Source organism: Kitasatospora sp. NPDC048239 (assembly GCF_043202015.1).
GTDB lineage: Bacteria > Actinomycetota > Actinomycetes > Streptomycetales > Streptomycetaceae > Kitasatospora.
Genome location: NZ_JBICZP010000013.1, coordinates 38,826 through 50,905 on the forward strand (window position 1 = coordinate 38,826; position 12,080 = coordinate 50,905).

Consider the following 12,080-nt stretch of genomic DNA (forward strand, 5'->3'; position numbering starts at 1 on the left):
CCGTCACGGGGAAGTAGAGCTGTGGGGCCCGCTTGCACCGGGCCCCACAGCCGTTTCGGTGCCCGGTGCCTCAGCGGCCGGCCGCGCGCTGCAGGGCGCTGGCGAGCAGGGCGAGGTCCGTCGGGCCGTTGCCCAGTTCGCGGACCGGCCGGCGGGCCGGCGGGGCGCCGAGCTGCAGCGGGTCTATCGCGACGACCGTCGGCCGCAGCGTCGCCGTCCGCGGGATGCGACCGCTGATCCGCGCCGTCTGGAAGGCGGTGACACCGCCGTCGGGGAGCCTCAGGTACCCGCGGCCGGGGGTGTCCTCGGCGAGGGCGGAGGCGTCTCCCAGGTGGATCAGCAGGTCGGAGTCGGCCGGGTCGTCGGTGCGCAGCGCGATCCGCAGCAGGGCGGCCTCGTCCACCTCGGTGCCGGCCGTCTCGTCCGGGCGGCCGGTGGCCACGGCGAGGTGGACGCCGAGCGGTCCGCCGCGGCGGGCGATCGCGGCCAGCGCGCGGGCGAGCGGCCGCCCGGCCGGGGAGTTCGGGGCGAGCAGGGCGTCGTAGTCGTCCACCACGACGACCAGCCGGGCCGGGACGGCGGGGGAGGGGGCGGCGGCGGGCCGGGGGCGGTCACCGCTGCGGGGCTGGATGATCCGGGCGACGGGGGTCGAGCCGCCCGCCCCGACGACGGCGGGCACGGGTACGGCAGGCCGCTCGGTGCCCAGGCCCCGCTCCGCGTCCACGCCGCGCTCGTCGTCGAGGATCCGCGTCGCGTGCCAGGAGGCGAAGTCCAGCCCGTCGAAGAGCCGCTCGCGCAGCGCCAGCTCGTCCTCCAGCGACTCGGCGGTGAGCAGTGCCTGCCGGGGGTCGGCCGCGGCGTTCACCAGGGCCGTGACGTGCGGCAGCTCGGTACAGCCGTCCAGGCCGCCGTCGCCGTCCGGGACGCGGCCCTCCACGATGGTCACGGTCAGCCGCTCGGGCCGCTCGGAGACGGCCAGCGAGGCGACCAGCGTGCGCAGCAGCTCGGTCTTGCCGGAGCCGCGCGCGCCGCCGATCAGCAGGTGCGGGCCGCCCGGGTCGGGGGAGGGCAGGGTGAGCTCGGGGTCGGCTAGGTCCAGCGTGCAGAGCTCGTCGCGGGTGGTGCCGAGCAGGGCGGTGGCGGCGCCGATCCCCCCGGCGTGGGCGTCCCAGCGGGCCGAGAGCTTGGCCGGGGTGACGGTGTCGAGCTGGAGCAGGTCGAGCAGGCGAAGGGCGTCGGGCAGCGGGCCGCGCGCCGCGGGGACGGCCTCGCGCAGCGGGGCGAGGACGCGGGCCAGCCGCTCGGCCCAGGCGTCGGAGACGGCGTCCAGCGACACCTCGTGGAGGGTCTCGCGGCCGCGTGCGACGGGCCGGTCGATGGAGAGCTGGGTGCCGACCTCGCCGGTGATCAGGGCGGTGGCGCCGAGGCCGCGCGGCAGCAGCTCGGGCTGCTCGGCGAGGCAGATCGGGAAGATGCCGACGGCGGGGCCCTGGCGCAGCAGCAGGTCCAGCGCCTGCCGGGCGGCCTCGCTGCGCGGCCGGCCGTCGACCACGACCACGGTGGCGGGGTGGCCGCCCTGGCCGGTCGGGCCGCTGAGCCGGGCGGTCAGCTCGGTCAGGCGGGCGGTGGCCTGCTCGTCGTCGAGGCCGAGCAGGAGCCGGCAGTCCTGGCCCTCGGCGGGGCGCAGGTGCGGCAGCCACAGGGCCCAGGCCCAGGTGTCGGCGCGGTCCTGGGCGGGGCGCGCCGGGTCGGCGTCGACCACGACCAGGCTGAGACCGGTCGGCGGGTGCAGGGCGGCGAGCTGGGCGACGACCGCGCGGGCGAGGGCGTCGAGGCGCTCGCGCGGGCCGCTGAGGCCGAGGCTGCCGGCGGTCTGCAGGTCGAGCGTGACGGGGACGGCGGGCAGCACCGTGCCGGGCGAGGTGCCGGCGCCGCCGGGACGGTCGGCGGTGCCCAGTCGCAGGGTGAGCGCGTCGGGGTGGCCGGGGCCGCGCTCCCAGAGCCGCGGGCCCGGGCCGAGGGCGTTCAGCAGCAGGGTGGCGAGGTCGGGCCAGCGTTCGCGCTGGGCGGCGGCCTGCCGGGTGCGGACGGCGGCGTGGTGGCGCTCGGCGCTGTCCTGGGCGTCCGGGGAGTCGGTGGCGCCGCGGCCGAGGCGCAGCGAGAGCAGGCCGCGGCCGCGGCCGGCCGGCGGCTCGGGGGCGGCGGGCGGCTCGACCGCGGGCGGCGCGGGCCGGCCGGGGGCGGGCGGGGCGAGCTGGAGGTGGCCGTGGCCGTCGGGCAGCGCCGTGCGGACGGGCGCCCCGGGGCCGCCCGCGACGTCCGGCGGGCCGATCCGGAGGGTGGACTCGCCGATCCGCAGCAGGCCGCCGCCGTCGAGCGGGACGGCCTCCTCGGGCGGTCCGGCCGGGACGAAGCGGCCGTCGAGGGTGGTGCCGTTGGTGGAGCCGAGGTCGCGGACGGCGACCCGGCCGTCGGCGGTGAGGTGCAGCGCGAGGTGCAGCCGGGAGACGTCGGGGTCGTCCAGCGGGACGTCGGCCTCGCCGGAGCGCCCGACCCGGATCTCCCGGCCGTGCAGCCGGTGCACGCCGCCCGCGTCGGGGCCGCCGACCACGCGCAGTTCGGCGGCGGCCCGGCCGTCGTCGGGGTCGTCGGCGGTCGGGTCGGGTTCGTTGAGGCTCAGCACGGCGCCGTCGAGCAGCGGGGGGTGGCCGAGCAGGGTGTGCTCGTCCACCCGGTGCGCCCCGGCGTACAGGTGCACATGGGTGGCGGCCCGCGGGCCGCGCACGCCCACGGCGCCCGCGAGGGCGCCCGCGACGGACCCGAGCGCGGTGCCGACGGGCGCGGTGACCAGGACGTCCACGTAGGGGATGGCGGAGCCGGCGACTGCCGGGCCACTGCGCGGTCGGAGGACGGTCAGCCGGATCTGCATCTCGCCCGCGGTCCCTTCTGCTGGTGCTCTGGGGGTACCCCCGGCCGGAGCCGGGGAGCTGGTGCCGCTGCCTCGTGCCGCTGCCGACGCCGCCGCGGGCAGCCGCGACGAGCTTGGGCCACAAGAGTGGCGACTGTCATCCTGCCATCCGTCACGGACAGTCCGCGCACGGTACCGGATTTGACGATCTTGCGATCATGGTCATGGTGGAGGCGACGGAGGGTCAGGTCAACCGCCGCCGGGCGGCGGCTCGGCCCCGACCTCCGGGAAGACCCCTAGGGGACTTCCCGGGACCCGTCCGGATGCCCTCGCCGGTCGCCTCAAAAACCTGAACGGTCACCGTTAGAGTGGCCGGAACACGGGCCCGGCAGGCTCACCGCACCTGCGGAGGAGCGCCCCGCGCGGGCGGCACGGCGAGGAGTGCGACAGGTGCGGCCAGTCGGCAGCAAGTATCTGCTTGAGGAGACCCTCGGCCGGGGGGCCACCGGCACCGTCTGGCGCGGCCGGGTGCGTGCGGACGTCGCGGTGCCGGGCAGCGAGCCGGGGCAGTCGGTGGCGATCAAGGTGCTGCGGGAGGAGCTGGCGGCCGACCCGGACGTGGTGATGCGCTTCCTGCGGGAGCGCTCGCTGCTGCTGAGGCTGACCCACCCCAACATCGTCAAGGTCCGCGACCTGGTCGTCGAGGGCGAGCTGCTGGCCCTGGTGATGGACCTCATCGAGGGCCCGGACCTGGCCCGCTACCTGCGCGGCAACGGCCCGTTCAGCCCGATCGCGGGCGCCCTGCTGATGGCCCAGGTCGCGGACGCGCTGGCGGCCAGCCACGCCGACGGGGTCGTCCACCGCGACCTCAAGCCGGCCAACGTCCTGCTCGCCTCCACCCTGGTGGACGGCACCGAGCAGATGCACCCGATGCTGACCGACTTCGGCATCGCCCGGCTCGCCGACTCCCCGGGCATCACCCGCACCCACGAGTTCGTCGGCACCCCGGCGTACGTCGCGCCCGAGTCCGCCGAGGGCCGCCCGCAGACCTCCGCCGTGGACGTCTACGGCGCCGGGATCATGCTGTACGAGCTGGTCACCGGGCGGCAGCCGTTCCAGGGCGACGGCCCGCTGGCGATCCTCCAGGCGCACCTGGCCCAGGAGCCGCAGCGACCGGCCAACCTGCCCGAACCGCTCTGGACGGTGATCGAGCGCTGCCTGCGCAAGGACCCGGCGCAGCGCCCGAGCGCCGTCTCGCTGGCGCACGCGCTGCGGGTGGTCGCGGCGGGCGTCGGCGTGCACGCCGCCCCGGCGGCGGTGGACGCGGCGCTCGCGGTCGGCGCACTGCTGCTGCCCGACCCGCAGCCGACCGCCGTCCCGGGCGCTGCCGGTCCGCCCGGCACGCCGGGCACCGAGGACCGCACCCAGGTGCTGCCGACCGGCGGCCAGGCCCCGTCGTACGACCAGGCCCAGTTCGACCAGGCCCAGTACGACCCGGCGGCCGCCACCCGACTGATGGGCACCCAGCCCCCGCCGGCCCCGTTCGGCGCGGCCGACCGCACCCAGGTGATGCCGCCCACCCCGCCCGGCCCGCCGGAGCCGGAGGCGCCGCACCCGTGGCAGACCCAGCTGCGGGCCGCCCGCGACCGCAACCAGCAGACCGAGATCGGCTACTTCGCCCCCGAGGACTTCGAGGCCCCGCCGGTCGCCCCGCCGCCGTTCCAGGCGGGCGGCCAGGGCCGTCCGCAGGGCCCGCAGGGCTACCAGCAGCAGCCCCCGCAGGGGTACCCCCAGCAGCAGCCCCCGCGCGGCTACCAGCAGCAGCCCCCGCCGCCCGGCTACGCCCAGCGGCCGCCGGTGGCCCCGCCGCCGTACCAGGCCCCGCCCGGCGGCGGCCGCCCGCAGCCCCCCGGCGGCTACAACCAGCCCCCGCAGCGCGGCTACCAGCAGGCCCCGCCGCCCGGGTACGGCGCGCCGCAGGGCCGCCAGGCCCCGCCGCAGGGCGGTCCCCAGGGCGGCCCTCAGGGCGGCTACCCGCCGCCGCCCGCGCCGGCCGCCGTCCCGCGCCGGGCCGAACCGCCCGCACCGCAGCACCGCGAGCCCCCGCAGCGCCGGGAGGCGCCGCCGCGCGAGCCGGCCCGGCGAGAGCCCGCGCCCGCCCGCGAGCCGCGCCCGCGCAGCCGCAACCGGATGTACATCCCGGGCCTCGGCTGCCTCAAGGGCTGCCTGATGGTGCTGCTGGTGCTCGCGGTGGCCGCGGTGGCGCTGTGGAACTTCACACCGCTGCCGCAGTACTGGTCCAACGTCCAGGACTGGTTCAACAGCGCGAGCGACTGGGTGAGCAGCGTCTTCGGCAGTTCGAAGAACTGAGCCGGCGGCCGGTGCACCGCACCGGCCGCCGCCGGGGCCACCGCGCGGCGCTGACGGCAACATTGACGCTTTGTCGACAATCCATAATATTTCTCGCCTGCCAGAGCCCGCCGAGCGCCCTCAGGCGGCCCGCGAAGGGTGTCCGGGCGCGTAGGTTGGTCGCTGTTGTCCCGCCCCACCGAGCGCACCGGACCCCCAGTGCGCTCCCGCCGCCCACGGAGCAGCATTGGCACGCAAGATCGGCAGCCGCTACACCGTCCACCAGGTGATCGGCCGGGGTTCGGCCGGGACGGTCTGGCTCGGCGAGGGCCCGGACGGCCCGGTCGCGGTCAAGCTGCTGCGCGAGGACCTGGCCGCCGACCAGGTGCTGGTCGGCCGCTTCGTCCAGGAGCGCGCCGCGCTGACCAGCCTCGACCACCCCCGGGTGGTCGGCGTCCGCGACATGGTCGTGGACGGCAGCGACCTCGCCCTCGTGATGGAGCTGGTCCAGGGCACCGACCTGCGCTCCCGGCTGGAGCGCGACGGCGCACTCGCCCCGCAGGCCGCCGTCTCGCTGATCGCCGACGTCGCCGACGGCCTGGCCGCCGCGCACGCCGCCGGGATCGTGCACCGCGACGTCAAGCCCGAGAACGTCCTGCTGGACCTGGCCGCCGCCCCCGGCCCCGGCGGCGCGCCGCGCGCCAAGCTCACCGACTTCGGCGTGGCCCGCCTGGTCGACGCCCCGCGCCGCACCCGCGCCACCCGGATCATCGGCACCCCCGACTACCTCGCCCCCGAGATCATCGAGGGCCTGGAGCCGCGCGCCGCCGTCGACATCTACGCCCTGGCCACCGTGCTCTACGAGGTGCTGGCCGGCGCCACCCCGTTCGGCGGCGGACACACCGGCGCCGTGCTGCGCCGCCACGTCACCGAGCAGGTCCCGCCGGTGCCGGGCCTGCCGGACGGCCTGTGGCGGATCATCGCCGAGTGCCTGGCCAAGGCCCCCGCCTCCCGGCTGCGCGCCGCCGAGCTGGCCGAGCGGCTGCGCGAGCAGCTGCCCGCGCTGGCCGGGCTGCCCGTGCTGGCCGTCCCCGCGCAGGGCCGCGCCCCGGCCGAGGAGCTGCTGACCCCCGGCGAGGCCGTCTACGCCGAGGTGGACGCCGGGCCCGGCGTCCACAAGCGCCGCCGCGGCCCGGCCGTCCCGCTGGTGCCCGGCACCGCCCCCGACTCCACCCGGGACACCCACACCAGCCTGCGCCGCCCCTCGGCCCAGGAGCTCGCCTCCTACGCGGCGGAGTCCCGGGCCCAGCGCACCGGCACCGGCCAGAGCGGCCACCGCCGCAACCGCCAGGCCCTGCTGCGCCGCCGCCGGGTGCTGGCCGTCCTGCTGGCCACCGTCCTGCTGCTGGCCGGCGCGGCCGCCGCCTGGACGGCCTTCGCCGCCGTCACCGGCCACGGCGGCCCGGTACCCCGCCCGACCGTCCACAGCAGCGGTCCGCGGGCACCGTAGCCGCCCCGGCCGCGGGCGGAAGCCCCCGGTGTCGCCAGGTGCCCCCCCGGGGGCATTACCCTGGGTGCGTGGCAGCCGTCGATCCTTCCGAAGAGCTCAAGAACCTCGATACGACCATGGGGTCGATCGAGGCCGTCCTCGACCTGGACAAGATCCGGGCCGACATCGCGCGTCTGGAGGAGGAGGCAGCCGCCCCCGACCTGTGGGACGACCTCGCGAACGCGCAGAAGGTGACCAGCCGGCTCTCCTTCCTCCAGGGTGAACTGCGCCGTGTCGAGTCCCTGCGCAGCCGCATCGACGACCTCGGCGTCCTGTTCGAGCTCGCCGAGGCCGAGGACGACGCGGACACCCGCGTCGAGGCCGAGGGCGAGCTGACGTCCGTCAAGAAGGCGGTCGAGGAGCTGGAGGTCCGCACCCTCCTGTCCGGCGAGTACGACGCCCGCGAGGCGCTGATCAACATCCGCGCCGAGGCCGGTGGCGTGGACGCCGCCGACTTCGCCGAGCAGCTGATGCGCATGTACCTGCGCTGGGCCGAGCGGCACGGCTACCCGACCGAGGTCTACGACACCTCGTACGCGGAGGAGGCCGGCATCAAGTCCGCGACCTTCACCGTCAAGGCGCCCTACGCCTACGGCACGCTCTCGGTCGAGCAGGGCACCCACCGCCTGGTCCGCATCTCGCCGTTCGACAACCAGGGCCGCCGGCAGACCTCCTTCGCCGGTGTCGAGGTGCTTCCGGTCGTCGAGCAGTCCGACCACGTCGACATCGACGAGTCCGAGCTGCGGATCGACGTGTACCGCGCCTCCGGCCCCGGCGGCCAGGGCGTCAACACCACCGACTCGGCGGTGCGCATCACGCACCTCCCGACCGGCGTCGTGGTCTCCTGCCAGAACGAGCGCTCGCAGATCCAGAACAAGGCCTCCGCGATGAACGTCCTCCAGGCGAAGCTGCTGGAGCGGCGCCGCCAGGAGGAGCGGGCGGCGATGGACGCCCTCAAGGACAGCGGCAGCTCCTGGGGCAACCAGATGCGCTCCTACGTGCTGCACCCGTACCAGATGGTGAAGGACGTCCGCACCGAGTACGAGGTCGGCAACCCGCAGGGCGTGCTGGACGGCGACATCGACGGCTTCATCGAGGCCGGCATCCGCTGGCGCAAGCAGCGCGAGACCGCCGCGCAGTAGGCAGACGTACGAGGAGGGCCCCGACGGTGATCCGTCGGGGCCCTCCTCGTACGTTCGAACGGAATCAGGCCAGCGCCTGCCGGGCGATCAGCACCACCGCGAGCAGCCCGGCCACCAGGGCCAGCAGCATCGCGGGGGAGAGCGCGGCGAACGGACCCTGCTGCTCCTGCAGCCGGGCCCGGTTGGCGCGGCAGACCGGGCAGCGGCCCTCGCTCACGCGGCCGTTGCAGTTGGCGCACACCAGATGGTCGCAGGTCATGCGATCTCCTCCTCGCTGCTACAGCCAACGCACCGGACGGGGCTTTGGTTCCTTTTCTTGCCCTGTGCGGGGGAGCGGCCGACCCCGACCGCCACCTCCACTCTGCCAGGTTCTGACCGTTCCGGCCCCCGGGCTGTGAGATGCCTCGCAATATTCAGGGCATAACCGGACATTGTCCCCCAGCTTTCGACCGATGTCACGGGCCGACCCTGCGGGCCGGGCGCGGACTCGCGTATGGTCCCAAGCCGGGAGCGGCCCTTTCCGCTCCCTCCGCCCGCTCCCGGGCCGGGCGCCCGGGGTGGATCGACCGAGGACTGGCGCCGCCTAGGATGGCCTCCGTGATGCAGCCGTGATCAGATTCGACAACGTCTCCAAGACCTATCCCAAGCAGAACCGTCCCGCCCTGGACAACGTCTCGCTGGAGATCGAGAAGGGTGAGTTCGTCTTCCTGGTCGGCTCGTCCGGCTCGGGCAAGTCCACCTTCCTGCGCCTGTGCCTGCGCGAGGAGCGCCCCAGCGTCGGCGAGGTGCACGTGCTGGGCAAGGACCTGGGCAAGCTGTCCAACTGGAAGGTGCCGCACATGCGCCGCCAGCTGGGCACCGTCTTCCAGGACTTCCGCCTGCTGCCGAACAAGACGGTCGCGCAGAACGTCGCCTTCGCCCTTGAGGTGATCGGCAAGCCCAAGAGCGCCATCAACAAGGTGGTGCCCGAGGTGCTGGACCTGGTCGGCCTCGGGGGCAAGGAGGACCGCATGCCCGGCGAGCTCTCCGGTGGTGAGCAGCAGCGCGTGGCGATCGCCCGCGCCTTCGTGAACCGCCCGATGCTGCTGATCGCGGACGAGCCCACCGGCAACCTCGACCCGCAGAACTCGGTCGGCATCATGAAGCTGCTCGACCGGATCAACCGCACCGGCACCACGGTGCTGATGGCCACGCACGACCAGGCCATCGTCGACCAGATGCGCAAGCGCGTCATCGAGCTCGACAAGGGGCTGCTGGTCCGTGACCAGGCCCGCGGCGTCTACGGATACCAGCACTGATCCACCAGCACTGATGCCGTAGGCCGCCGGCCCACCGTTGCCGGACCGGTCCCGACCCTGGAGTTGTTACACGCATGCGCGCCCAGTTCGTCCTGTCGGAGATCGGTGTGGGTCTCCGCCGCAACCTGACGATGACCATCGCGGTCGTCGTCAGCGTCGCGCTCTCCCTCGCCCTCGCCGGTGCCTCGCTCCTGGTCCGTGACCAGGTCAACTCGATGAAGGGGTACTGGTACGACAAGGTCGAGGTGAGCATCTACTTCTGTACCAAGTCGGATGCCCGCAACTCGCCGCAGTGCCAGGCCGGTGCGGCCACCGACCAGCAGATCGAGGAGATCAAGTCCCAGCTGGACAAGATGGACTCGGTGGTCCAGTCGGCGACCTTCGAGAACTCCGCCGAGGCGTACAAGCACTGGAAGGAGATGAACCCGGACAACCCGCTCATCTCCGTCCTCGGCCCGGAGGCCATCCCGCAGTCCTGGCGGGTGAAGCTCAAGGACCCGACCAAGTACGACGTCATCCAGAGCGCCTTCGCGGGCAAGCCGGGCGTCAAGTCGGTGGAGGACCAGCGCAAGATCCTGGAGAACCTCTTCGGCCTGCTGAACGGCCTGCAGACCGCGGCATTCGTGATCATGGTGCTGATGCTGTTCGTCGCCCTGCTGCTGATCGTCAACACCGTCCGGGTGTCGGCGTACAGCCGACGGCGTGAGACCGGCATCATGCGCCTGGTCGGTGCTTCGAACTTCTACGTCCAGATGCCGTTCATCGCCGAGGCCGCGTTCGCCGCGCTGCTCGGCGCGGTGATGGCGTCCGGACTGCTGCTCGGCGGGCACTTCTTCGTCCACAGCTGGCTGGCCGAGCGGGTGCAGTTCATCCACTTCATCGGGCTCGGCTCGGTGCTGGCGGTGATACCGCTGCTGGTGGTGGTCGGTATGGGCATGGCCGGCATCGCGGCGTTCTTCACGCTGCGCAAGTACCTGAAGGTCTAGGCGCCTGTTCGACCCGCACCACCCCCTCGCGGCCCCGACGGCCCCGGACGGCACTGCGCCGTCCGGGGCCGTCGCCGCTCCGGCGTCACCCGTTCCGGCCCGGCGCGCTCCGCGCTGTGTCTAGACTCCGATGCCATGCCAGAGACTCCGCGCAGAGCACGTCAGGCGGTCACCCTCGGCCTGGTGTTCGGCGCCGTGCTGCTGGCCGGTGCCGCCACCGGCGCGTGGGGCGACCCGGGCACCACCCCGGCCCGCCACTCCTCCGCCGACGCGGCTCCGGCGGCGGCCGCCGCCGCCCCCGTCGCGGCCGGGCAGGACCCGGCCGGCGCCGCGCTCTCCCAGCAGCAGGCCGAGCACCTGCTCGGCGCCAACGGCGACCGCTGGGGGGCCTACTACAGCGCGCAGGAGTACGCCGAGTTCAGCCAGGGCCTGGACGGCCGCTACCTCGGGGTCGGCCTCTCGGTGGGCCGCGGACAGGACGGCGTCACCGAGGTCTCCCAGGTGCAGCCCGCGGGCCCGGCCGCCGCGGCCGGCATCGCCCCCGGCGACCGGCTGCTGCGGATCGGCGCCGACCAGGCGGACCACCTGCCGGTCACCGAGGTGGTCGCCCGGCTGCGCGGGCGGGAGGGCGAGCGCCGGGTCGGCTCCGAGGTGACCCTCGACGTCCAGCGCGGCGACGGCGAGGTCCGCGAGGTCCGGCTGTACCGGACGCTGCTGGACAGCCAGCAGGTCGCGGTGGAGCACCTGGACAAGGGGGTCGTCCGGATCACCGTGCGGGCCTTCACCAGCGGGGTGGCCGAGCAGGTGCGCGCCGCCGTGCAGGGCGCCCGCGCCGGGGTGGTGCTCGACCTGCGGGGGAACTCCGGCGGCCTGGTCGAGGAGGCCGCTGACACCGCCGCGGTCTTCCTGGACGGCGGGCCGGTCGGCTCCTACCAGGAGCGCGGCGGGACCCGCGAGCTGACCGCCCCGCCCGGCGGCGACCAGCACGTCCCGCTGGTGGTGCTGGTGGACGGCGGCACGATGAGCGCCGCCGAACTGCTCACCGGCGCCCTCCAGGACCGCAGCCGGGCCGTGGTGGTGGGCGGCCGCACCTTCGGCAAGGGCACCGTGCAGCAGCCCAGCCGGCTCGCCGACGGCGCGGTGCTGGAGCTCACCGTCGGACGCTACTTCACCCCCGCCGGGCGCTCCCCGGAGGGCACCGGGCTGGCCCCCGACGTACCGGCGGCCGGGGACGAGGACGCCGACGCGCTCGCCCTGCGGGTCCTGGCGGGTCTGGGGACCCGCGCGTAAAGGGGCTGCCCGGCACCGGGTCGGGATGCGAGAATGATCGGCGCTATGGCAAAGGAAACCGGACACAAGCTGATCGCGCAGAACAAGAAGGCGCGACACGAGTACACCATCCTCGACACCTACGAGTGCGGCCTCGTGCTCACCGGCACCGAGGTCAAGTCACTACGCGAGGGTCGGGCCAACCTGGTCGACGGCTACGCCTACATCCAGAACCACGAGGCGTGGATCGACAACGTCTTCATCCCGGAGTACACCCAGGGGACGTGGACCAACCACGCCGCGCGGCGCAAGCGCAAGCTGCTGCTGCACCGGATGGAGATCCACAAGATCGAGGCCAAGGTCCGCGACGCCGGGCACACCCTCATCCCGCTCTCGCTGTACTTCAAGGACGGCCGGGTGAAGCTCGAACTCGCACTCGCCGTCGGCAAGAAGTTGTACGACAAGCGGCAGACGCTGCGCGAGAAGCAGGACACCCGCGAGACGGCACGCGCCGTGGCGGCGGCACGGCGGCGCCAGGGTTAATCCGCTGGACCCTCACCCGTCGCCTCGCGTACTATG

9 protein-coding genes are annotated in these 12,080 nt (G+C 74.7%); 7 read left to right on the top strand and 2 right to left on the bottom strand.

Annotated elements, in window-relative coordinates; translation table 11 throughout:
- Window positions 1-70: 70 nt before the first annotated feature.
- Window positions 71-2,929 carry an FtsK/SpoIIIE domain-containing protein gene (locus tag ACGFZP_RS28955; RefSeq protein WP_392938754.1) on the bottom strand — a complete coding sequence of 953 codons (2,859 nt, stop codon included), beginning with the start codon at window positions 2,927-2,929 and terminating at the stop codon, window positions 71-73.
- A gap of 429 nt (window positions 2,930-3,358) precedes the next feature.
- Between ACGFZP_RS28955 and ACGFZP_RS28960 the strand changes: the two genes are divergently transcribed.
- The 3 genes from ACGFZP_RS28960 to prfB all read left to right on the top strand — a co-directional run bounded on the left by ACGFZP_RS28960 (window position 3,359) and on the right by prfB (window position 7,948).
- Window positions 3,359-5,278, top strand: coding sequence for a protein kinase (locus ACGFZP_RS28960; protein WP_392938756.1), 1,920 nt, complete (start codon window positions 3,359-3,361; stop codon window positions 5,276-5,278).
- A gap of 226 nt (window positions 5,279-5,504) precedes the next feature.
- Window positions 5,505-6,767, top strand: coding sequence for a serine/threonine-protein kinase (locus ACGFZP_RS28965; RefSeq protein ID WP_392938758.1), 1,263 nt, complete (start codon window positions 5,505-5,507; stop codon window positions 6,765-6,767).
- Between the two features lie 68 nt (window positions 6,768-6,835).
- Complete coding sequence (prfB, locus tag ACGFZP_RS28970) at window positions 6,836-7,948, top strand: peptide chain release factor 2 (RefSeq protein ID WP_392938760.1); 1,113 nt, start codon at window positions 6,836-6,838, stop codon at window positions 7,946-7,948.
- Between the two features lie 64 nt (window positions 7,949-8,012).
- Here the strand turns inward: prfB and ACGFZP_RS28975 are convergent, their stop codons facing one another.
- Complete coding sequence (locus tag ACGFZP_RS28975) at window positions 8,013-8,207, bottom strand: hypothetical protein (protein ID WP_392938761.1); 195 nt, start codon at window positions 8,205-8,207, stop codon at window positions 8,013-8,015.
- A 349-nt stretch (window positions 8,208-8,556) separates the two neighbouring features.
- On the opposite strand from ACGFZP_RS28975, the gene ftsE reads away from it, so the two are divergent.
- The 4 genes from ftsE to smpB all read left to right on the top strand — a co-directional run bounded on the left by ftsE (window position 8,557) and on the right by smpB (window position 12,044).
- On the top strand, window positions 8,557-9,246 hold the full coding sequence (gene ftsE / locus ACGFZP_RS28980) for a cell division ATP-binding protein FtsE (protein ID WP_184919059.1): 690 nt from the start codon (window positions 8,557-8,559) through the stop codon (window positions 9,244-9,246).
- A 74-nt stretch (window positions 9,247-9,320) separates the two neighbouring features.
- Complete coding sequence (gene ftsX / locus ACGFZP_RS28985; RefSeq protein ID WP_392938763.1) at window positions 9,321-10,232, top strand: permease-like cell division protein FtsX; 912 nt, start codon at window positions 9,321-9,323, stop codon at window positions 10,230-10,232.
- Window positions 10,233-10,367: 135 nt separating this feature from the next.
- Window positions 10,368-11,522, top strand: a complete 1,155-nt coding sequence (locus ACGFZP_RS28990) for a S41 family peptidase (RefSeq protein WP_392938765.1) — start codon at window positions 10,368-10,370, stop codon at window positions 11,520-11,522.
- A gap of 45 nt (window positions 11,523-11,567) precedes the next feature.
- The gene (smpB, locus tag ACGFZP_RS28995) at window positions 11,568-12,044 is read left to right on the top strand and encodes an SsrA-binding protein SmpB (protein ID WP_392938766.1); all 477 of its coding nucleotides are present in this window, start codon (window positions 11,568-11,570) and stop codon (window positions 12,042-12,044) included.
- The last annotated feature ends 36 nt before the right edge of the window (window positions 12,045-12,080 follow it).

What these genes read in the sequence shown, in the direction of transcription:
- ftsX (WP_392938763.1), top strand. Translation starts at nt 9,321, where the DNA reads ATGCGCGCCCAGTTCGTCCTGTCGGAGATCGGTGTGGGTCTCCGCCGC.
- ACGFZP_RS28955 (WP_392938754.1), bottom strand. Translation starts at nt 2,929, where the DNA reads ATGCAGATCCGGCTGACCGTCCTCCGACCGCGCAGTGGCCCGGCAGTC.
- ACGFZP_RS28975 (WP_392938761.1), bottom strand. Translation starts at nt 8,207, where the DNA reads ATGACCTGCGACCATCTGGTGTGCGCCAACTGCAACGGCCGCGTGAGC.
- ACGFZP_RS28990 (WP_392938765.1), top strand. Translation starts at nt 10,368, where the DNA reads ATGCCAGAGACTCCGCGCAGAGCACGTCAGGCGGTCACCCTCGGCCTG.
- smpB (WP_392938766.1), top strand. Translation starts at nt 11,568, where the DNA reads ATGGCAAAGGAAACCGGACACAAGCTGATCGCGCAGAACAAGAAGGCG.